Annotated in this window: 21 protein-coding genes and 1 pseudogene; 12 read left to right on the forward strand and 10 right to left on the reverse strand. The window is 40.4% G+C overall.

Features of this window, described 5'->3' with window-relative positions:
• Positions 1–4: 4 nt before the first annotated feature.
• Both OMHG_RS13910 and OMHG_RS13915 read left to right on the forward strand, forming a co-directional pair.
• Entirely contained in the window at positions 5–1,918 is a 1,914-nt protein-coding gene (locus OMHG_RS13910; protein WP_010651499.1) for a vWA domain-containing protein, read from the forward strand.
• A 154-nt stretch (positions 1,919–2,072) separates the two neighbouring features.
• Positions 2,073–2,663 (forward strand): YdeI/OmpD-associated family protein, encoded by a 591-nt coding sequence (locus OMHG_RS13915; RefSeq protein WP_010651500.1) that lies wholly within the window; start codon positions 2,073–2,075, stop codon positions 2,661–2,663.
• A 172-nt stretch (positions 2,664–2,835) separates the two neighbouring features.
• Here OMHG_RS13915 and OMHG_RS13920 read toward each other — a convergent pair whose 3' ends face one another.
• Entirely contained in the window at positions 2,836–3,864 is a 1,029-nt protein-coding gene (locus tag OMHG_RS13920; RefSeq protein ID WP_010651501.1) for a PTS sugar transporter subunit IIC, read from the reverse strand.
• Between the two features lie 1,085 nt (positions 3,865–4,949).
• On the opposite strand from OMHG_RS13920, the gene OMHG_RS13935 reads away from it, so the two are divergent.
• Genes OMHG_RS13935 through OMHG_RS13945 form a run of 3 tightly spaced genes read left to right on the forward strand, consistent with a single transcriptional unit; the run spans position 4,950 to position 8,508 of the window.
• Positions 4,950–5,696: a DeoR/GlpR family DNA-binding transcription regulator gene (locus OMHG_RS13935; RefSeq protein ID WP_010651504.1), complete on the forward strand. Its 747-nt coding sequence runs from the start codon at positions 4,950–4,952 to the stop codon at positions 5,694–5,696.
• Complete coding sequence (pfkB, locus tag OMHG_RS13940; protein ID WP_010651505.1) at positions 5,693–6,604, forward strand: 1-phosphofructokinase; 912 nt, start codon at positions 5,693–5,695, stop codon at positions 6,602–6,604. The genes OMHG_RS13935 and pfkB overlap by 4 nt, the downstream gene beginning before the upstream one ends.
• A gap of 32 nt (positions 6,605–6,636) precedes the next feature.
• Positions 6,637–8,508, forward strand: coding sequence for a PTS fructose transporter subunit IIABC (locus OMHG_RS13945; RefSeq protein ID WP_010651506.1), 1,872 nt, complete (start codon positions 6,637–6,639; stop codon positions 8,506–8,508).
• A 66-nt stretch (positions 8,509–8,574) separates the two neighbouring features.
• Here OMHG_RS13945 and OMHG_RS13950 read toward each other — a convergent pair whose 3' ends face one another.
• Positions 8,575–8,793 (reverse strand): DUF2187 family protein, encoded by a 219-nt coding sequence (locus OMHG_RS13950; protein WP_010651507.1) that lies wholly within the window; start codon positions 8,791–8,793, stop codon positions 8,575–8,577.
• Between the two features lie 397 nt (positions 8,794–9,190).
• On the opposite strand from OMHG_RS13950, the gene OMHG_RS13955 reads away from it, so the two are divergent.
• From OMHG_RS13955 to mnmH, 3 genes and pseudogenes are all read left to right on the forward strand, one after another.
• A complete protein-coding gene (locus tag OMHG_RS13955; RefSeq protein WP_010651508.1) occupies positions 9,191–9,568 on the forward strand; it encodes an SLAP domain-containing protein in 378 nt (125 codons plus the stop codon).
• 167 nt (positions 9,569–9,735) lie between these two features.
• A complete protein-coding gene (gene selD, locus OMHG_RS13960; protein ID WP_010651509.1) occupies positions 9,736–10,785 on the forward strand; it encodes a selenide, water dikinase SelD in 1,050 nt (349 codons plus the stop codon).
• Between the two features lie 84 nt (positions 10,786–10,869).
• Positions 10,870–11,906: pseudogene (gene mnmH, locus OMHG_RS13965) on the forward strand (tRNA 2-selenouridine(34) synthase MnmH).
• A gap of 583 nt (positions 11,907–12,489) precedes the next feature.
• Here the strand turns inward: mnmH and OMHG_RS18445 are convergent.
• Together OMHG_RS18445 and OMHG_RS13970 are read right to left on the reverse strand one after the other, a co-directional pair.
• Entirely contained in the window at positions 12,490–12,735 is a 246-nt protein-coding gene (locus OMHG_RS18445; protein ID WP_147629086.1) for a hypothetical protein, read from the reverse strand.
• 134 nt (positions 12,736–12,869) lie between these two features.
• Positions 12,870–13,931: a permease gene (locus OMHG_RS13970; RefSeq protein ID WP_010651510.1), complete on the reverse strand. Its 1,062-nt coding sequence runs from the start codon at positions 13,929–13,931 to the stop codon at positions 12,870–12,872.
• 198 nt (positions 13,932–14,129) lie between these two features.
• Between OMHG_RS13970 and OMHG_RS13975 the strand changes: the two genes are divergently transcribed.
• The gene (locus tag OMHG_RS13975; RefSeq protein ID WP_010651511.1) at positions 14,130–14,540 is read left to right on the forward strand and encodes a hypothetical protein; all 411 of its coding nucleotides are present in this window, start codon (positions 14,130–14,132) and stop codon (positions 14,538–14,540) included.
• Between the two features lie 304 nt (positions 14,541–14,844).
• Entirely contained in the window at positions 14,845–15,432 is a 588-nt protein-coding gene (locus OMHG_RS13980) for a hypothetical protein (protein WP_010651512.1), read from the forward strand.
• Positions 15,433–15,506: 74 nt separating this feature from the next.
• On the opposite strand, the gene OMHG_RS13985 is transcribed toward OMHG_RS13980, so the two are convergent.
• From OMHG_RS13985 to OMHG_RS13995, 3 genes are read right to left on the reverse strand one after another with little or no spacing between them, the layout of a single operon-like run.
• Entirely contained in the window at positions 15,507–15,824 is a 318-nt protein-coding gene (locus tag OMHG_RS13985) for a DMT family transporter (RefSeq protein ID WP_010651513.1), read from the reverse strand.
• Positions 15,825–16,166, reverse strand: a complete 342-nt coding sequence (locus OMHG_RS13990; protein ID WP_010651514.1) for a DMT family transporter — start codon at positions 16,164–16,166, stop codon at positions 15,825–15,827.
• A 20-nt stretch (positions 16,167–16,186) separates the two neighbouring features.
• Positions 16,187–16,768: a TetR/AcrR family transcriptional regulator gene (locus OMHG_RS13995; RefSeq protein WP_010651515.1), complete on the reverse strand. Its 582-nt coding sequence runs from the start codon at positions 16,766–16,768 to the stop codon at positions 16,187–16,189.
• A 283-nt stretch (positions 16,769–17,051) separates the two neighbouring features.
• Here OMHG_RS13995 and OMHG_RS14000 point away from each other — a divergent pair, with 283 nt between their 5' ends.
• Positions 17,052–17,420, forward strand: coding sequence for a hypothetical protein (locus OMHG_RS14000; RefSeq protein WP_010651516.1), 369 nt, complete (start codon positions 17,052–17,054; stop codon positions 17,418–17,420).
• Positions 17,421–17,841: 421 nt separating this feature from the next.
• Positions 17,842–18,828, forward strand: a complete 987-nt coding sequence (locus tag OMHG_RS14005) for a 3-oxoacyl-[acyl-carrier-protein] synthase III C-terminal domain-containing protein (RefSeq protein ID WP_010651517.1) — start codon at positions 17,842–17,844, stop codon at positions 18,826–18,828.
• A 165-nt stretch (positions 18,829–18,993) separates the two neighbouring features.
• Here the strand turns inward: OMHG_RS14005 and OMHG_RS14010 are convergent, their stop codons facing one another.
• The 3 genes from OMHG_RS14010 to OMHG_RS19105 all read right to left on the reverse strand — a co-directional run.
• Positions 18,994–19,674: a DUF3169 family protein gene (locus OMHG_RS14010; protein WP_010651518.1), complete on the reverse strand. Its 681-nt coding sequence runs from the start codon at positions 19,672–19,674 to the stop codon at positions 18,994–18,996.
• On the reverse strand, positions 19,675–19,875 hold the full coding sequence (locus tag OMHG_RS14015) for a helix-turn-helix transcriptional regulator (protein ID WP_010651519.1): 201 nt from the start codon (positions 19,873–19,875) through the stop codon (positions 19,675–19,677). It lies immediately after the preceding gene.
• A gap of 195 nt (positions 19,876–20,070) precedes the next feature.
• Positions 20,071–20,279: hypothetical protein (locus OMHG_RS19105; RefSeq protein WP_010651520.1), on the reverse strand; the 209-nt coding region annotated here is incomplete at its 5' end.

Consider the following 20,279-nt stretch of genomic DNA (forward strand, 5'->3'; position numbering starts at 1 on the left):
CTGGATGTATCGTTTCCATGATTCAAAGGTCGATACTGATCTGTTTATGCAGTTGCAGGACTTAGCAACCGTCTTATCCGGCAATCCTGATTTGGACTTCGAGCATAATTATGGTTCATTTATCGATCTTGTTGATATTAAAGTAACTGCCAGCCGTTTCTGGGATAAAACAAAGCAGGAAACAAAAGTGGCAGGACTGAAAACCGATATCCTTTTACGTACAATCGGTACACTGCATCATTCCAATATCCCTGCTATTAAGAATTTTCTAACGAATATCAGGGAGATTGGAAGACCTAAATTATCCACTCAATTATTCACATTGATTGAGGATATCCGGCTGGAAGAAATCATAAAAAAAGAACGTCCGGGAACAAAGAAATGGTTTAACAGCCGCAAAAATTATTTAAAGCATTATCTTGAAAACCAATTGGCAGCAAATGTCACAAGAGGATTTGCAACTGATGAATTGTTCTGTCTGATTTACTTGCTGATCCAATCCGACAGTCCAGACCCTGCTTTTCCAAGGGCAAATGAAAAGCAGCTTCAGCAACTCACCAGTCTTAAGCCAATTATCTACACCATCTTTGATACAAGAGATACTAGAGATAGTGCAAGAATAGCTGAACAGATCCTTTACAAGGTGAAGCCCAACTATCCAGATTCCATCAATGAATACTTCATCTTTCCGATTGCCCATATCGAAAGCTATACGAAAAATACGTTGTTTGATGAGCTTACTCGTACCGATGAATTAGTCAATGATGATCAGGAAGAGGTTGATGAGGAAAATAGTGAGTACTTTGATGAGAAGTTCTCCACCTGGCATCGGGAAAATAAAAATGAAAACCGAAAGCAAAATTTCCTCCAGTTCGAATTAGAACAAGGCACTCGGACAAATATCATGGGCGGCGGAGCAAGAGAGACCGAAGATGGTGATCAGGCAATGGCTTCCATCCAAGGTGCATCAGGCGAAAGCAAGGAAAAAGATTATTCCAAAATGGAAGCTTTGGATAAGCAAGAGGACAAAGATCAGAAACAAGGATCTGGAAGCAGCTATGGCGAAGCGAACAAAGACGCGGTGGAGCTATTAAAGGAAGCTTTAGCCCCTACCGCTGATGATGAAAGGTTATATGCAGAATTCGTTAACGACATTGAGTCCTACAAGAGGCAGCTTGCAAACACGATTAAAAAGACAATAGAACATAAAAAAAATACACCTCGCAAGAATCTTATGGCTGGCAGACTATCAAAGCGTCTATTACCAATAATTATTGAAGATAACCCGAGGATCTTTTATAAAAAGGACCAGGAATCAAAAGAATTCGATGCTGTTTTTACGCTGCTTGTGGATTGCTCTGCCTCAATGGCAGGAAAGATGGCAGAAACGAAAAAAGGGATTGTCTTATTCCATGAAGTATTAAAGCAATTGGGTATCCCCCACTCCATCATTGGATTTTGGGAGGATGCAAATGAAGTCAGGGAAAACTACCAACCAAATTACTTTCATATCATTCATTCCCATGCCGATTCTCTTTATAAAGAAAATGGTGCCCGCATCATGCAGCTGGAGGCTCAGGAAGACAACCGTGATGGCTTTAGTATCCGCGTAATCACTAGGGAGCTTGAGGCGAGACGTGAGAAAAACAAGTTTTTGCTGGTATTTTCCGATGGCGAACCGGCAGCCGATGGCTATGATCAAAATGGCATTGTCGATACACTTTTAGCGGTTTCAGAAGCCAGAAAAAAAGGAATTGATGTCATCGGCATGTTTTTAGCTGATGGTGAAATTGGCGAACGGGAAGACAATACAATGAAGAACATATACGGCAAAGAGCGTGTCATGATTCCAAGTGTATCTGAGCTTCCAGAGCATTTCACACCACTCCTAAAAAAACTGTTGCTAAAAGCAATATAAAATATATTTAGCAGTTTCTATCAACTGCAAAAAATAACGCTCGCCAAAAGTTCTTTCATATAAAAATGATTGAACAGATATAGACATAGCGGGAAATTTATAAGATGCTCAGTGCAAATGGGAACGATTGATAATGGAAGAGGGGTGATTCTCGATGATAGATAGTACAAGAAATCCTAAGGTAGATGAATACTTAAATAATATTGAAAAGTGGAAGGAAGAATCTGAAAAACTCAGAACTATCATCCTTAACTGCAAGGAACTGACCGAAGACTTTAAATGGAAGCATCCTTGTTATACGCTTGAGGGTAAAAACATCGTTCTCATACATGGTTTTAAAGAATATTGTGCACTGCTGTTTCACAAAGGGGCTTTGTTGAAGGACCGCCACGGAATACTAATCCAACAAACGGAAAATGTTCAAGCAGCGCGTCAGATTCGTTTTACAAATGTACAGGAGATAATGGAGCTGGAACCCCTGTTGAAAGCGTATATTCATGAAGCCATTGAAGTTGAGAAAGCCGGTTTGCAAGTGACTTTAAATACAGAAATCACTATACCTAAAGAACTTCAAGATAAATTCACTGAAATTCCCGAATTGAAAACAGCCTTTGAATCACTGACACAAGGCCGGCAAAGAGCATACAGCTTTTATTTTTCTCAGCCCAAGCAATCCAAGACAAGAGTGTCCAGAGTTGAAAAATGCTTACAGCAGATTCTCGATGGAAAGGGATTAAAGGATTAGTATTTTCCGTAAGCTTATATCTCAAGAAAATATCAATCTATCTTCATATGAAAATGTACCAGGGTTTAAAACTCCCAAATATTGCAACAAACGAAATGACCTATGCCGATTCATAGGTCATTTCGTCTTTAGCTAAATAAATATGCAGTTATTGCTGTTGTCTATAAAAACTTTATTGTATCTCCATTCGAAGATCGCCTGTCTTAGCCCATCCTCTTAATCTCAATGCGTGGTAGACCACTAGAGAAATAACCGCCGGCACAATCACCCCTATTACTAGATACATCAGCATAACTCCCGGTCCCTGGTTAGCAAGTATATTCAATGGTGCTATAAAAGAGTTCAGACCGAGACCAGCCAGCGCGTAAGGAACCTGAAAGTCAAATAATTGAATGGCAATAGGCGCACAAATCACCGAAGATAAAAACGGCCCTATCACAAGACGAGGGTTTTTCACAAGATTCGGAACTTGTACTTTAGGCGTTAAGAATGATTGGGCAATGTTTGCTCCAAGATCATTTTGCTTAAACGACATGGCTGTCCATCCAGCAAATTGGGCAGTACAACCAATTAATGCTGCCGCACTTGAAACTGGATCAAGCTGCAAAGCTATTGCAATCGCGGCAGAAGATGCAGGTGACATCAGAAAGATGCTCCATACAAGCGCAATTACAATCGAACCAATCAATGGAGAAACTTCAACAGAACGGGCGATGAACCCACTCAAACTTTCTAGCATCGGAGTTGTAATAGCTGCCAGAAAGACACCCGCTACTCCCCCGACCATTATTGCTGCAAACGGAATCGACATCATATCCAGTTTCGTCTTACCGGCAACACGCTTACCGACCCAGGTTGCAACAGCCGCTGCCAGTACAGCACTAATCGGTTGCCCCGTTGTGAGCACCCATGCTCCGTCTGCATTTATCGAAAGCGCATTTGCTCCAATTGTAGCTGAAGCCATTGCGCTAAACACGACCAAAGTATTCCCGCCCAGCTGATAAGCGATCCCTGCTCCGATAGCAGGTGCAAGCATTAACTGTGCAGCCTTACCAATCGTAAGAAATCCTTCCCAGCCGGTAAATGTCCCAAATGTTTCAATTAAGAGGCCGATCCCCAACGTTACGAGTACTGCATTTGCTAGTCCTTGCGAGCCTTTATACATTCGATCAATAAGATAATCCTTCGTTGACTGTTTCATATTGTGTAGCCTCCTAATTTTTCACCAATTGATTTCATAGAAAATAAAAAAACCCTTCCGAAAATGGATGGGCGCTTAAACTTATTATTGCCTGAGCGCCTTATTTATTAAAAAATAAAGTGGACTCAAACAATTCCATTTCCATGGCGTTCCAGTCCTATCAGCATAATAAGTTAATAATAATTATAATAGATGATTGCTCTCTCACTCGCATGTCAGGTTCCCCTCTCTGTTATAGTAAATTGATATTATAGTAAACTAATTTCTCATTAGAGTCAATAGTTATTTTTTCTGAAATATTAAAAGCAGTTTCATACTATCCGTAATAGAATAGACTTCAGGAAAGACCTTATAATGCAGCAGATTTATATAGTGTGGATTATTCCAATCATTAAAATTTAGCGACAACGCTGATAGCATTCTGATGCATTCAGTAAATAGCAGCATCAGGGATTTTGGCGATATATCAGCAATCACCCATAAATTCCCAATTTATTACATCTCTATCGAATGCCCTGAACCACCCATCATTCTCTAAAAAATCATATAAAAAATAATTGCTTTTTTCCCAAAGATTGTTGTTTTTGATAAAATATATACACTGCAAAGTAACTTGGCGATGAGCTTATCTCCGCTCCGGAAATACACTGCACTTTCCGCGGGCTCGCGCTAAGCCTCCTCGCTCGCAAAGTTCGCTCCCTGTGGGGTCTTAGCGTCTTCGCTTTCCCGCTGGAGTCTCCGTGTATTCCCTGCGCTAAGATTTGGCTTTCTGAATCAAATTACTGATATTCGATTATTAAGCTGATTGATTGGAGCTCAGGGCAGTCGACTCCAGAGGGAAAAGCAACAGCTGAAGATCCCGCAAGAAGCCGGGCTTGCTTCTGAGGAAGCTGAAGCGGTGCCCGCGAAAAGCGACTGTCCAGAGCGGAAATCGAGTGTTGCTTTTATGTCGCAGTTTCTATCAAATACAAAGTTAGAAATAACAGCAATACTTACGAAAAGAGCCAAAATAATACAAGAAATCGCTTTCTTTTATGATTGTTTTTGAACGTTTTTGGTGTTATTATACTGGTAGGAGGAATAATATGATAACAGAAGAACGACATTCATTTATTTTAAGTCAGTTAAATGAAAACGGTTTAGTAAAATCTGCTGATCTCATGGATGAGCTCAATTGTTCAGAATCTACCATAAGAAGAGACCTTGCCAATTTGGAGAAATCCGGAGCGCTTATGCGGATTCATGGCGGGGCCAAAAGAATCTATCAATTGGATAAGGAATTATCCTACAATGAGAAAACAGTCAAAAACGTTCACAATAAAAATTTGATTGGAAAATTTGCTGCATCTCTGATTGAGGACAATGATGTCATCTATATGGATGCAGGGACAACAACTTTAGCAATGATACATTATATAAACGCAGAGAATATAACAGTCGTGACAAACGGACTCCTCCATGCTTCATTACTGGCAGATAGAAACATTTACATTATTCAGCTTGGAGGAAGCGTAAAAAATTCAACAAAGGCTATTATTGGAGCAAACAGCTTAAGTGAGCTGCAGAATTATCGCTTTACAAAAGCTTTTTTGGGAACTAACGGTATCGACATCACGTTTGGCTGTACAACGCCTGATCCAGAAGAAGCCTCCATAAAGGCTCTTGCCCACCATCAATCCTCAGTAACCTACGTGCTGGCAGATGAGAGCAAGTGGAATAAGGTAAATTTTGCCAAGGTATGCAGCCTTGAAGAAGTTTCGATTATAACGGACAAAGTGCCAAGACAACAGCAATACCACGAAAAAACCATTATTTTGGAGGCAAGTCAATGATATATACCATTACATTAAACCCATCCATCGATTACATCGTTCCAGTCAATAACTTTAAAACCGATGCATTGAATTATATGGAGAATGATTTCAAGCTCCCTGGAGGCAAAGGGATAAATGTTTCCCGCATATTGCATGAATTAGAAATGGAGACAACCGCACTCGGTTTTATAGGAGGATTTACAGGTGATTTTATAGCAAACTGGCTGGAAAACGATCATGTTATGACTGATTTCATCCAGATAAACGGGGATACACGGATAAATATCAAGCTGAAGTCTGGAACTGAGACCGAGATTAATGGACGCGGACCTTCCATAACGAAGGAAGAAGCAGATCAGCTTCTCCATCAAATGGACCGTACAGGAAGTAAAGACACGGTTATTCTCTCTGGCAGTAAGCCACCATCTTTGCCGGATAACTATTATCAATCGATAATTGAGAGCATTTCCCAGAGCCGCGCAGAATTCGTTATCGATACAACAGGTGAAGCATTAATGGCTGCATTGCCATACAAGCCGCTTCTCGTCAAGCCGAATTCACATGAGCTCGCACAATTATTTGAAGTGAATTTAAATACTCAGCAAGATATCCTTCACTATGGCTCCAAATTGCTGGATGCAGGCGCCAAGCACGTAATCATTTCACTTGCCGCTGATGGGGCACTGCTTATTACGAATGATGGAGCCTATATCGGTAAAAGTCCCAAAGGAACTGTTAAGAATTCTGTTGGTGCCGGTGATTCCATGATTGCCGGGTTTATCGCGGACTACTTACAGAAGCAAGATCCGATAAGTGCTTTTAAAATGGGGATTGCTTCTGGCAGTGCTACGGCATTTTCAGATGATTTGGCGAAAAAGGATGACATACTATCCTTGCTTTCTGAAGTACATGTAACTCGTATTTAATGATCTGACAAACAAAAAAGGAGTGAAAAAAGATGAAAATAAAAGATTTATTGTTAAAAGACATTATGGTTATGGACATGCAGGCTACGGAAAAAGAAGCTGCAATCGATGAGATGATTAATAGCCTCGACCGAAATCGTGTAATAAATGATGCAAGTATATTTAAGGAAGCCATTTTGAACAGGGAATCTCAATCCTCTACCGGTCTTGGTGATGGGATTGCCATGCCCCACGCAAAGACAAAGGCTGTCAATCGGCCTGCCGTGCTTTTTGCCAAAAGCAGAAAAGGTGTCGAATACGAATCGCTTGATGGTCAGCCAGCATTTCTGTTCTTTATGATTGCGGTTCCAGAAGGTGCTAATGATACACATCTGCAAACCCTTGCAGCTTTATCCAGAATGTTGATTGATCCTGAATTTGTCAACAAATTAAAGCAAGCTGCAACACCTGAAGAAGTACACGCACTATTTGATCAATCTGAACAAGATGCAGAAGCAACAGCCAATGCACCTGAAGAGAAATCAGAGGATAAACCTTTTATTGTGGCAGTCACAGCCTGCCCTACCGGAATTGCCCATACCTATATGGCAGAAGATTCCCTTAAGAAAAAGGCAGCTGAAATGAACGTCGATATTCGCGTGGAAACAAATGGATCAGACGGAGCGAAAAACCGCCTCACTCCGGAGGAAATCAAACGTGCAGATGCGGTTATCATCGCTGCCAGCAAAAAGGTTGAGATGGCACGTTTTGACGGAAAGCGCGTTTTGGAAAGACCGGTAAGCGATGGCATTAAAAAAACAGAGGAATTAATAACAAAGGCAATCCATCAAGATGCCCCTGTCTATTATGCCGAGCAAGATCAACAAAGTTCGGACAACGAAGAGAAACCTAAATCCATTTGGAGCGGTGTTTATAAGGATTTAATGAATGGGATTTCGCATATGCTGCCATTTGTAATTGGCGGAGGAATTCTAATGGCTCTTTCATTCCTGTTTGAGAGTGTGCTTGGAAGTGAAAGCGAGATCTTTATATTCCTCAATGAAATCGGCGGCAATGCATTCAATTTCCTCATTCCGATATTCGCAGGTTTTATCGCAATGAGCATAGCTGACCGTCCTGGTTTAATGCCTGGTATGGTCGGCGGATTACTTGCAGTCAATAGTGATGCAGGATTTATTGGCGGGTTAGTTGCAGGTTTTCTTGCAGGTTATGTTGTCATTCTATTAAAAAGGCTGCTTTATCGGTTACCGAAATCATTGGAAGGATTAAAGCCCATCCTCCTATACCCTGTCTTAGGACTATTGATTACAGGAATCCTTATGTACTTTATTTTTGGACCCGTCTTTGCTGGAATAAACACTGCAATGGTTAATTTCCTTCAGGGCTTAGGTACAGGAAACGCTGTAATCGTTGGCGTCCTGCTTGGTGGCATGATGGCAATTGATATGGGGGGACCTTTTAATAAAGCCGCATATGCCTTCTCCATCGGGATTTTCACCGATACTGGTGACGGCAGTTTGATGGCAGCTGTCATGGCAGGTGGTATGGTTCCACCACTGGCGATTGCGCTAGCATCCACAATCTTCAAAAATAAATTCACGGAAGAAGAACGCAAATCCGGAGTGACCAACTATGTTATGGGACTATCCTTTATTACAGAAGGTGCCATTCCATTTGCTGCTGCCGATCCACTGAGAGTTATTGGATCTTCTTTACTGGGGGCCGCTATTGCCGGCGGTCTGACACAGTTTTGGAACAGTGCCATCCCGGCTCCGCACGGTGGAATATTTGTTATTCCATTAGCAGAGAATGCCCTATTCTTCCTCCTTTCACTCGCTATCGGAACTATAGTGGCTGCTTTAATATTAGGAGTATGGAGAAAAACTATTAACAGCACGAAGTAATAAAAAAACATTTCTACTTTTCACAAGGTAGAAATGTTTTTTATGGCATCATTTATAGTAAAGGGATTATACTGACTTTTCCCGTTTATAGTTTTTGTGGTTAACAACCGTTTTTATTGGCTCACCGGTAACGGGATGCGTGCCGATTTTAACAATTACAGAGTTCTCTCTAACAGTCAAAACCTTTCCCTTCTTACCTTTTTGTTCACCTTTGATGACATGGATACTATCACCAACGTCCGCATTTTTCGCTGGCTTCTTTTCCATTTCTTTTTCTTCTGCCATTTTATTTCCTCCTTGCACCTGATGTCTATTCACGATGATTTTTATTACAGTCTATCCTTCCACAACGAACAAGTACTGATTCATCATCTATTAATTTTAACATAATTTTAAGTAATTCTCTTAAAATATGCTATATAATTTTAGAATAGTTATTGTTATGAAGAAGTGATTGAATATGTCCTTAATATATCCTGATGTGACGCCATAAATTGGCCAAAAATATTGTTATTTTCCATTGAATGATGGAACTTCTCAAGTTACGTACCTAGTTCCCATAATCCTTTTGATAAACTTTTCCTTCTATTCATGTTATAAAGGGATAAGGTCATGTAATAAAGGGCTCTTGGAAATTTTTGGACACATAAGAAAATATTTTAAAATAGAGGTGTTCCGCAACATGCAAAAACTCCAATATGAAGCGTCATGGGATAAAGCATTGCCCAATCAAGACCGCCGCCGGATTGAAGCTGTTTTTCAACAGACAAATAGTCCTGATCAGCAAACAATCGTGTTCACTCCCTTATGGCAGGCACGAAATTATCGAGGAGAGTTATTGGTGACCGTTATCGTGCAGAATTTTGGCGATAGCATTCTCTCATTTCACAACCAAAAAATACGCTATATCGAAAAAGGCGAAATTCTGGCAGAGCATGCCTTTACGATTCCCCCTCTAATCATTCAACCGCAAACAAGCATGCCATGGGCGTTTATTTTCCCTGTCAAAAGCCTGAAACAATCCAGCTTTAAAGATGGCCGATTGGAATTAGCCGATTAATTAATGATATTTTTTATAACCTTTAAAAGGCATTTCTTATTTCCAGGAATGCCTTTTCTCTTATATAAAATCACTTATTTTATAAAGAAAACCAGACCAGGTCCATGCAATTTTACCTATAGTGTTCTATAATATTCATTAGAGATGTTTTAGAAGGGTTGATATAAATGACAAATACAAATGAAATAAAACTTACTTCATTCTCATCCAAAGCTGGTTGTGGATGTAAAATAGGTCCTGCTGACTTAGCACAGGTATTGCGTGATTTACCGCCAGCTGTCCCAAATCCCGATTTACTGGTTGGTTTGGATACAAGTGATGATGCTGGTGTCTATCGATTAAATGATGAAATGGCGCTCGTCCAGACGGTGGATTTCTTCACTCCAATTGTTGATGACCCTTACTCCTTTGGACAGGTTGCTGCAGCTAATGCCATCAGCGATATTTATGCAATGGGAGGAAAGCCTTTAACCGCACTGAACATTGTAGCATTTCCAATCTCTACTTTAGATAAACAAATCTTAACGGATATCCTGCGCGGAGCCGGAGACAAATTGAAAGAGGCTGGTATTACGCTTGTTGGCGGTCACTCTATCGATGATAAAGAACCGAAATTTGGCCTGGCAGTAACAGGACTGGTTCATCCGGATAAGGTTCGGACAAATGCCGGGGCGAAATCTGGGGACAAGCTTATTCTGACGAAACCAATTGGAGTTGGTATTACGACAACATCCATCAAGCGTGGTTTGGCGACAGAAGAAGAAATTGAACGTGTTACGAATGTTATGTCCACTTTAAATAAAGCTGCCTCTGAAACAATGGAAGCCTTTGATGTCCATGCATGTACGGATGTTACCGGCTTTGGTCTGCTTGGCCATGCATCGGAAATGGCAAAGGGCAGCGGCACCGGCATTCGTATTTATAAAGAACAGGTTCCAACTCTTTCAAGGGTCAGAGAACTGGCGGAAGCAGGTGCAGTGCCTGGCGGAACGAAAAATAATTTCGATCATCTTCAAGGAGATGTTACATTTCCGGAAGCAATGGACCAAATTGATCAATGGATATTATGTGATGCCGTTACATCTGGTGGGCTTCTGATTTCCGTTTCTGATAATGAAGCTGATGATCTGCTGTTAAAATTACAGGAGGCAGGCGTAGATGCAGCAATAATCGGTGATGTTTCTGCAGAAAATGCTGGCCATATCAATGTCTTATAGTTTTTAAAAAGTATGATGCAGTATAAGAAATCGACGACCCCGCCGGTTTTTGCTGTTTTATGGAATCTGAAAGGTGGGGACCACGTGTTCCAGGATATATCTATAGACGAATTAATTACATTAAAAAATACGGAAGAGCTTACGGTTATCGATGTCCGTTCTCCTTCCGAATATAAAGATGCCACCATTCCCGGCAGCATCAATATTCCTTTTTTAATGATGAAGAAAGAGCAGAGGTCGGGACAATTTATAAGCAGGTTGGACAACAGGCAGCCAAAGACCGAGGACTTGAAATTATGTCTGCTAAATTACCGGGTTTTGTTAAGAAGTTCAGAGAAATAGAAGGCAAAAAGGCAGTTTTTTGCTGGCGTGGCGGAATGCGAAGCAGAACCTCAGCCACTGTTCTTTCGCTAATGGGGGTAAAGGCATTGCGTCTGGACGGCGGCTATCGAAGCTTCCGGAATTGGACGGTTGATAAGCTTAATACGGTCGAATGGAAACCCGATGCCCTTGTCCTGAATGGCTATACCGGATCAGGAAAGACTATCATCCTGCATCGGCTCCAAACAGAGGGATATCCTGTTATAGATTTTGAAGGATTGGCAAATCATAGAGGATCTATTTTTGGTCAAATCGGTATGGAACCAAGCAATCAAAAAAAGTTTGATGGACTGCTTATTGAAAGTATCCTCAGGCTGCAGGATTCCCCTTATGTCATATTTGAAGGTGAAAGCAGACGGATCGGGAAAGTTTCGCTGCCAGATTTTGTTTTGGAAAAGAAACAGAAAGGCCTGCAGCTGTTCATTGATATTCCAATCGAAGAAAGAATCAATCATATTCTCGACGATTATCAGCCGTGGAATCACGAACAGGAGTGTCTGGAAGCATACGCAAGAATTAAGAGAAGGATTCATACACCGATTGCCAATAAGATTGAATCGGACTTGGAGTCAGGGAGCTACTCTTCCGCAATAGGACTCCTGCTCGAATATTACTATGATCCTTTATATGATCATACAGCAAAGCAAATTCCTGCAGATCAAAAGATTACGATCAAAGCCGATAATATCGATGAAGCGGTAGACCTATTAAAGAACCATTTAAACGTCAATCAAATATAATTGAAACTAACCGGGATTATTCTGAACAAGGAATAATCCCGGTTCTTCTATTGAAGCACTATTACTCAAAATGCTGCTATGCTGCTCTGTCAATTGTTTATAGAATTTATGGTTGGTAATCTCCACTCCGGAAATACACTACGCTTTCCGCGAGCTCGCGCTAAGCCAGGGTACACTTGCGATTGCTTCCTTCTTCCTTTGCACGAGGAAGCCTGCTTCGAAGCGTTACTGGAAGACGCAGGTGCATCTAGCGGGGTCTTAGCGTTTTCAGTTTTTCTAAAGACAAAAAGCTAAAGTGAATTTGCTCATTTCTATATTGCTCTGTCAATTTTTTGTAGATATTATGGTGTGGTAACCTCCGCTCCGGAAATACACTGCGCTATGATTCGGCTTCTGAATCCTGAATCGATTTACTGATATTCAATTGTTAAGCTGATTGATTGGAGCGCAGGGAAGTCGACTCCAGCGGGAAAAGCAACAGGTGAAGATCCCGCAGGAAGTGGGTTTCTTCCGAGGAAGCTGAGAGCGCCCGCCGCGGAAAGCGACTGGCCGGAGCAGTAATTGGGTTTAGTCACTGACTTCTTTATGGAATAAATCCATAAATAATTTGAGATGGTTGGTAGTAGTCAGGAGGTACAGCGGGAAAAGCAACTGCTGAAGATCCCATAGAAGCCGGGCTTGCTTCCGAGGAAGCTGAGAGCGTCCGCCGCGGAAAGCGACTGTCCGGAGCGGAAATAGGCGTTGCTGTTACGTCGCTGTTTCTATCAACTGCGAGGTTAGAAACAACAATTCTCAGTAAAAAAGACTTCGGGATATACGCTACCTTCATTTACTTACACATGAAACTACTTCCTCCGTTGCTGTGTCAGAAACAAATCCAGAAGAAGCCAGCTTTTATCTTAGACCATAAAAAAACTGGAAACGAGTGCCTTATGCACTGTTTCCAGTTTTTTACTCTACTTATTAAAAAATCATCGATCCTACCAAACCACTTATCACACCAAAAATGACTACCGATCCAGCAACAAAGAATAATGCTTTTTTCGGGAATGACTTGGATACAATCAAGAGTGATGGCAAACTGATTGCAGGCAGTGTAATCAATAATGCTGCCGCAGGTCCTCCCCCAAAGCCAAGAGCCATAAACGTTTGTATTATTGGAATTTCGGCTGCTGTTGGAATAACAAACAGCATTCCAGCGATTGCAAAAATAAGGATGGCAATCATACTATTTGCACTTGATTCACTCAGCTGCGGGAAGAGCCATACGCGCCCGGCACCTAAAAGCAATACCGACAAAACATATGCAGGAACAATATAGAGAATCATACTACCCATGCTCCTGCCCCATCTTGAGAGAAAGCTTCCCTTTGGCTTGGCATCTGTAATCATCTGATCTACATCAATTGGTTCTGCATCCTTCACGAAACGATTTGCCAAATAGCTAACCCCAAACGTTAACATAAGACCAACAATCAGACGCATCACTGTAAATTCCCAAGACAGCACAAATGTCATGAAAATAAGTGTTGCAGGATTGATCATTGGATTACCTATCCAAAAGGCCATTGCTGCACCTACAGAAACATTCTTTTTACGAAGCCCTACTGCCATGGGGGCTGCGCAGCATGTGCACATCATACCAGGGATAGAGGCCATCCCAGCAATAGCCGTACTTCCAAAGGATGATTTACCCAGTACTTTGAGAAGCCATTGCGCCGGCAAGAGGACTTGTATCAAGGAGCCAAGCAAGATGCCCAGTATGGCTGCCTTCCATACGGATTCGAAATAAACAATGGCATAATCCAGTGCCGCTTCCCATGATGGGGTCATCGTTGAAAGATCCCCTAATATAGATGAACCAATCGAATGGGTATCCGCCGCGAGCAAGGATTTATGATAATACGGCCACCATTTCACGTAGAGTAAACCAGCTGCTGCAATAAGTATAAATATAATGACAAACCAAATCATTCTTTTATGATTGGTTTGTTGCGGTTGTAAAGTTGTACCTGCCTGTGACATAATTTCCTCCTGAATGAATGAATTCATAATGAATTATATCATAGTTTCATAGTTCCGTTGTTGCCAGCAGATTCTGCCTTCCGTCTTAGCTATTATAATCCAAAGATATTCCTTCCCTCCATCATAAAATGTATAGATTTCACCGGACATGTTTATTACTGATAGGGACATGTTTTTCATTAGATGGAGGGTACGTATATGTATATGGACAAACAGCTCAAATCGGGAATTTTCTATACCCAGCGAATGCCAGCTGATATGCAACAGACTGCAGCAATTGAATCCAGTATTATAGCTTATCTTCGTACACAAAAAATCCATATTATAAAGCAGTTTTCTGATCTCGGATACGAAAATCTCATGCGGCCAGGATTAAATGGCCTTGTCAAATACCTTGTCCACCATAGTGAAGCTAATAAGGAAAGAAGTAGTAAAGCAAGTATCGATGTCGTTGTATTTTATTCTTTTGACCAGTCGGGAAAAGATAAGATCAGGCTCCATTTCATCACGCCGAAAATTAAACGATATGTTACAGAAGTACGATTTCTGGAACATTCATTAAAGTTACAAAATGAAGTATTGCAGCCTCCGAAACGGAATGTATTTTGAAAAATTACCCGCCACCTAGCTCAAATGTCGAATCCAAAGCCCTTTAATATTCCAATTGGAGGGCTTTTAATACGGGCATTTGCAGTTCATCAAGCTGATTTATTATATTTCGAATAAGTATGTGCTTTTATTAATAAGATAGTATGGTTATAAGCCTTTTTATGCGACTTTTATTGCGCTTTAGTAAACTGTCTGCCCAAGGGCTGAACAATTTCTGAAAAGTCATAGCTGAACGAAGCAAAGCGCAGCTAGACTAAAAGAGAGATAGATAGAAAGATACTAAAAAAGGAATGAGAGATGAGCGATGGTTATAATCATGCAAGTGCTAGTCTTTGGGATTATTAGCTACTTAACACTGAAAGCATTCAACTTAATCATGCCCGTGCGGAAAAAACTTTCCTGTGAAGTTGGAATGATGGCTTCGATGATGTTGGGGGCCATGGCCGGTTTTCTGGCTGGTACTGTGCTTGCCCTTAACTTGGATTATACATTAAATACTTTTCTCGCAGCAGTAATCGGTATTGGCGCTGGAGTTATTATTGGAATGCCTTTTAATCAATTGGCCATACTGGAAGGAATAATGGGGGGCCTTATGGGCGGAACGATGGGAGCAATGATCGGAGAAATGCTTCTGGACAATTCCATCCTAATCATGAGTTGTTTCCTTGTTATCCTCGCATTTATTTCTCTGAATCTGCTTGGCAAAGCGATTAAACAGGGCGCGGGGATTTTAAAAAAGACGGAAGCTAGCGGCAGTCAATTAAAAAAAATATCACTCCTTATCGCCTGCATCATTGCAGCTATGATTGTGATAGTAATCGTCGGACACGAATTTAACAATCAACAATTGAATAAAGATCCGATACATATCCATCACCACGAATCGGATTAATCTATCTATCTCGCATTTCAAATGATAGTTATTTAGGGAATCCCGGCAGTCGATTGCTTCCCTATCCTACGCATCTATGATGATGTCAATTTCAAGCCCATTACCGCGATTACAATCATTGCTATGAACAGAATTCGCCGCCAGTCTTTCGAATCTCCATAATAGAGCATCCCGACGATGGTGCCTCCTACTGTTCCAATCCCTGTCCACACTGCATAAGACAAGCCCAAGGGAAGGGTTCTCATCGCCAGACTTAGGAATCCAAAGCTGAAGATAAATCCAGTAAATAAAATCATATATGCTTGTACATTTTTGTTTTTAATCACTTTATTCATCCCTGTTACACCAACCACTTCAAAGCAGCCAGCTAAAATGAGGTATATCCAGCCCATTTAGGATACACCCTCTTTCTCCCCTGATTCGGTCGTTATCAGGTGTAATCCTACGACACCAGCTAATAGCAGGCAGATAAAACATATTTTAATCCAGCTAAACTCCTCGCCAAATAGCATGATCTCTGTCAAGACTGTTCCAACCGTACCGATTCCTGTAAAGGCGGCATATGCCGTAGCTACTGGCACCTTTTTAGTAGCTTCAATCAGCACGACAAACGATAAATAAATGAAGGAAATTGTTACTATCCAGGAAATCCAGTTCGTTGAATACTTTAGCCCAACCGCCCAAAAAACTTCAATAAGTCCCGCAATTATAATAAGTATCCAATTTCGATTCATACAGTTCCCTCCAGAAGCAGCTAATCTTTTGATAATCCTCGCCAGTAGAAATGCCACGAGGCAGCTAATCTTTTCACTAATCGTTCGGGTCCACCATACAACATTTCAACAACAATTCCATCTAACACACCTAAGAACGCTGCCGTGGCAAGCCCGGCATCAATATCAGAGCTAATCTCCTTTTTCTCAATCGCTTTTTCCATAATCGGAACGAGCAGACCCTCCAGTTTATCCAGATATGCATACGAATATTCCAATACCTCTTGCTCCAAATGCATTGGAGGAAAAAATGATATGCGCAGCCAGAATTTCGTGTTTACATTCCCCTCATATCTCGACCTATAATCCAGTAAGAAATCATAGAGGAATTCCTCGATTGACCGCGTTTGATTATTTTCTATAAAATCCAGTACGAAATTCAATTCTGAAGCAAATACATCCTTATATACCCGCAGAAAGAGTTCATCTTTTCCTTTAAAATGCGTATAAATCGATTGTTTTTTAATACCCACATCATTCGCAATCTGTGCCATTGATGTGCCTTCGTAGCCATTTTCCGTAAAGTGTATTAACGCTATCTCTTTTATTTGATCTGCAGTCATCCCTACACCCTTCCGAACGTTCGTCAGTTTACTATATCAGTGAACGATTTATTTGTCAATCCGTGAACTATTTAATTAGCTACCATCTATTCTCTACAAACTTTTATACTTCATTCCATATTATGTAAATTTTTCCTATGCTGAAAAAGTATCTCCATAAGAAATTGCTTTTCTCTAAAAAGTTCTTAATTTGGACATAATTTTACATTTAAAATATCAAAAAGATTACCGATAAATAACTGTTGGGGATAGATTCTCACAGAATAGAAAGGATGTTTGAAATTTGAGCCAGATTAGAAATATGCAAGAAAAAGGTGGATACATCATTGACGTGAAGCCAGTTAACAAATCAGTTACGATGAATGTTGTCGGAGATTTCACTGCTGAACAAGCGGAACAATTTCACCTGGACTATGAAAAACAAGTAAATTCCATTGCGGCTGATGAATTTGTTTTAAATGTAGATTGTACGGATATGAAAGTAATCAATAAGGAAATGACACCAGCACTTACTCATTCCTTTAATCTTTATAAAAGTTCGGGCTTTAAAAAGATTGCATTTCATATAACTGCAAACGCAATTGTGAAAATGCAATTAAACCGGATCGCAAAAAGTGTTGGCCTGCCAAACTATGAAATTATCCAAGATTAGCTCATGAAAGCCCTTAACAAGGGCTTTTTAAATTTTTTAAAGCTCTTTTCTTAAAGATTATTGATTTTTAAATAAAACATATAAACTGCGAGGTAATTTGATGATGAGCTTATCTCCGCTCCGGAAATACACTCCTATGATTGGGTTTTCTAAATCAATTTACTGATATTCAATTATCATGCTGATGGATTGGAGCGCAAGGCAGTCGACTCCAGCGGGAAAAGCAACAGCTGAAGATCCCGCAAGAAGCTGGGCTTGCTTCTGAGGAAGCTGAAGCGGTGCCCGCGGAAAGCGACTGCCTGGAGCGGAAATCGGATATTGCTGTTACGTCGCTGTTTCTATCAAATGCGACGAATTGAAACAACTGCGCTTACGAAAATAGCTTTTTTTAACGATAACAAAAGGAGAACTTAATACAACAATGACGCATATAAGAATCAAAGAAATCGAAATATACCACCCGAACCATGTAATAGAAAAACAGACGACACTTGACCATTTCCAGAAACAAGACAGAGATATTTCCCGCTTTATAGAGGCCATGGGAAAAAAAGATAGATATACGATTGATAATGAAGCTGAAAACGGTTTGACGATGGCCATAAATGCATCTAAACAAGTGCTCGAGAAAGCCCATATGAAAGGCAAGGATATTGATTATATCGTTTATTCAACCCAGGTTCCCGAACGAACTTTCCCTACCAATTCCATGTATATTCATGAAGCTATTAGCGCACATTCGGATGCATTGGCAATCGATACAAATGCAAACTGTGCTGGAATGACTGTCGCAATCGAACAGGCCTCCCGCTATATGCTGTCCAATCCAGATATCGATACTGCTTTAATAATCGGATCGGACCATTTATCCCTTGTCTCCAATCCTGAACAAGAGATCACATATGCAACATACGGGGATGCTGCATGTGCTGTAGTTCTGGAGAAAACAGAAGAAGAAACTGGATTTATCGATGCAAAGTACCATACTGTAACGACACATATTGATAAAATCAGCTATCCTGCTGAAGGGCTCGCAAAATCACTTAATGGCACAGCTGATGGGAGATATATTAACTTTGAGCAATTTGATGCAAGTTTTGGAACACCGATCACAGTTGGCTTAATTGAAGATATTTTAACAAGGAATAAATTAACGGCAAGCGATGTAAGTGCCTTCTGCATCTCTCAATTCGCTTATAGTGATAAAACCAAAATACAAGATCATTTTGGAATGGATCAGGAAAAAGTAATCTACATTGGGGATCGATATGGATATACCGGTACGAGTAGTCCTTTGATTGCTTTTTATGAAGGAATAAAAGATGGCCGCATTAAGCGCGGCGACCATGTATTATTCTGGACTGTTGGCGCAGGACACCAGTTCATTGCCATGCTATTTAAATATTAGGCTGTGATTACTTCAAGCGTATTGCAGGCTAAAGAAAAGTACCATTCCTTCCTCAACGAAAGAATGGTACTTTTTCTATGCATTTCGATTCATTTTTTTTATTTATCCCAGCTACCGAAACTGATTCCTACAATGTCATCCGCCTCTGACGGGCATGCTTTTAGATTATTTGTTGCGAATCGACAAAGCATATTTCGCATTCGTTAACAGCAGGACAGCACTCATAACAATAATAGAGAATAGCTGTGAGCTATCCGAAGAGATCGAATAGAAAGCTGCAAGAATAATCGCGATAATTAAAGCAAGATTAACGAAACTATACGTTTTGTATAAGCCATTTAGCATCACATGCTTTTCGCCATCATCAGAAATCTCCAGAAGCTTCTCTGCATAGTTTGGATCAGACAGGCTCGGCAAGTTACGTTCCGGATATACCTTCCTCAGTAAAGTCGTCGAGAGACTCGTTAACAAATAGCTTAGAATCAATCCAGCAATTGCAATGGTAATCAGTATTATTCTCTCTGAAGTAATTAATGCTGTACATAAGGCTAGTATAGAAAACGTTGTACTTGACTGCACAAATAAGGAATAGTCCGTAAATTTCTTATACATTAATTCATCGACTTCATCCTCCGCATCCCCGCTTAAATCAGTATTATTCAACTTTCTTATTTGTCTATACAGAATCACACTTAGTATAAGCAATACGGCAATAATGACAAGAATACCTATAATGATTTCATCGGCATACTTTGCAAAATCAATGAAATCAAAATTATTCAGTATAAGCGTGGCCACAATGAACCCAATAGCGCCACCGATTAAAATTTGCATTAACATTTTCATTTATAATTCCTCCTCAATCATAAATACATTTTCTACAGGTTCATTAAAAATACGTGCAATTCGAACGGCAATCAGCAAGGATGGAATAAATTCCTCTCTTTCCATCAAACTAATCGTTTGCCTTGAAACCTTTGCAAGTTTGGCAAGCTCGGTTTGATTTAACCCTTCTCTAGCTCGGAGCTCCTTTAGTCGACTTTTCATTTACTATCACCTCAGTTTCAATTGTAAAGTAAACCTTTCAATTTGACAAGTATATTTGTCAAATTTAACAATAAACTAGTCATTTTTAAGGCTGTTTTCTCAAAGACTGTTCTTTTTATAATATATAAACTGTGACGTAAATTCATTTGATGTATTCCCACTCCGGAAATACACTTTGCTTTCCGCGGGCTCGCACTAAGCCAGGGTACTACTTGCGATTGCTTCTTTGTTCCCTTGCACAGAGGAAGCATACTGCGAAGCGTTACTTGTAGACGCTGATGCATCTAGCGGGGTCTTAGCGTCTTCAGTTTTTCTAAAGACAAAAGAGCCAAAGTGAATTTCCTCATTTCTATGCTGTTCTGTCAATTGTTTATAGAAATTATATTGTGGTAATCTCCGCTCCG

The sequence above is a fragment of the Oceanobacillus massiliensis str. N'diop genome (assembly GCF_000285495.1).
Lineage (GTDB): Bacteria > Bacillota > Bacilli > Bacillales > Amphibacillaceae > Oceanobacillus > Oceanobacillus massiliensis.

Excerpts from the sequence above, each read along its gene's own strand:
- OMHG_RS13950 (WP_010651507.1), bottom strand. The coding sequence starts at position 8,793 with ATGGCAGAAGAAAAAGAAATGGAAAAGAAGCCAGCGAAAAATGCGGAC.
- OMHG_RS13975 (WP_010651511.1), top strand. The coding sequence starts at position 14,130 with ATGTATATGGACAAACAGCTCAAATCGGGAATTTTCTATACCCAGCGA.
- OMHG_RS13990 (WP_010651514.1), bottom strand. The coding sequence starts at position 16,166 with ATGAATCGAAATTGGATACTTATTATAATTGCGGGACTTATTGAAGTT.
- OMHG_RS14005 (WP_010651517.1), top strand. The coding sequence starts at position 17,842 with ATGACGCATATAAGAATCAAAGAAATCGAAATATACCACCCGAACCAT.
- OMHG_RS18445 (WP_147629086.1), bottom strand. The coding sequence starts at position 12,735 with ATGAAGGTAGCGTATATCCCGAAGTCTTTTTTACTGAGAATTGTTGTT.
- OMHG_RS13955 (WP_010651508.1), top strand. The coding sequence starts at position 9,191 with ATGCAAAAACTCCAATATGAAGCGTCATGGGATAAAGCATTGCCCAAT.
- OMHG_RS13910 (WP_010651499.1), top strand. The coding sequence starts at position 5 with ATGTATCGTTTCCATGATTCAAAGGTCGATACTGATCTGTTTATGCAG.
- OMHG_RS13980 (WP_010651512.1), top strand. The coding sequence starts at position 14,845 with ATGGTTATAATCATGCAAGTGCTAGTCTTTGGGATTATTAGCTACTTA.
- OMHG_RS13970 (WP_010651510.1), bottom strand. The coding sequence starts at position 13,931 with ATGTCACAGGCAGGTACAACTTTACAACCGCAACAAACCAATCATAAA.
- OMHG_RS14010 (WP_010651518.1), bottom strand. The coding sequence starts at position 19,674 with ATGAAAATGTTAATGCAAATTTTAATCGGTGGCGCTATTGGGTTCATT.
- OMHG_RS14015 (WP_010651519.1), bottom strand. The coding sequence starts at position 19,875 with ATGAAAAGTCGACTAAAGGAGCTCCGAGCTAGAGAAGGGTTAAATCAA.
- OMHG_RS13935 (WP_010651504.1), top strand. The coding sequence starts at position 4,950 with ATGATAACAGAAGAACGACATTCATTTATTTTAAGTCAGTTAAATGAA.
- OMHG_RS13945 (WP_010651506.1), top strand. The coding sequence starts at position 6,637 with ATGAAAATAAAAGATTTATTGTTAAAAGACATTATGGTTATGGACATG.
- OMHG_RS13985 (WP_010651513.1), bottom strand. The coding sequence starts at position 15,824 with ATGGGCTGGATATACCTCATTTTAGCTGGCTGCTTTGAAGTGGTTGGT.
- OMHG_RS13995 (WP_010651515.1), bottom strand. The coding sequence starts at position 16,768 with ATGACTGCAGATCAAATAAAAGAGATAGCGTTAATACACTTTACGGAA.
- OMHG_RS13920 (WP_010651501.1), bottom strand. The coding sequence starts at position 3,864 with ATGAAACAGTCAACGAAGGATTATCTTATTGATCGAATGTATAAAGGC.
- pfkB (WP_010651505.1), top strand. The coding sequence starts at position 5,693 with ATGATATATACCATTACATTAAACCCATCCATCGATTACATCGTTCCA.
- OMHG_RS13915 (WP_010651500.1), top strand. The coding sequence starts at position 2,073 with ATGATAGATAGTACAAGAAATCCTAAGGTAGATGAATACTTAAATAAT.
- selD (WP_010651509.1), top strand. The coding sequence starts at position 9,736 with ATGACAAATACAAATGAAATAAAACTTACTTCATTCTCATCCAAAGCT.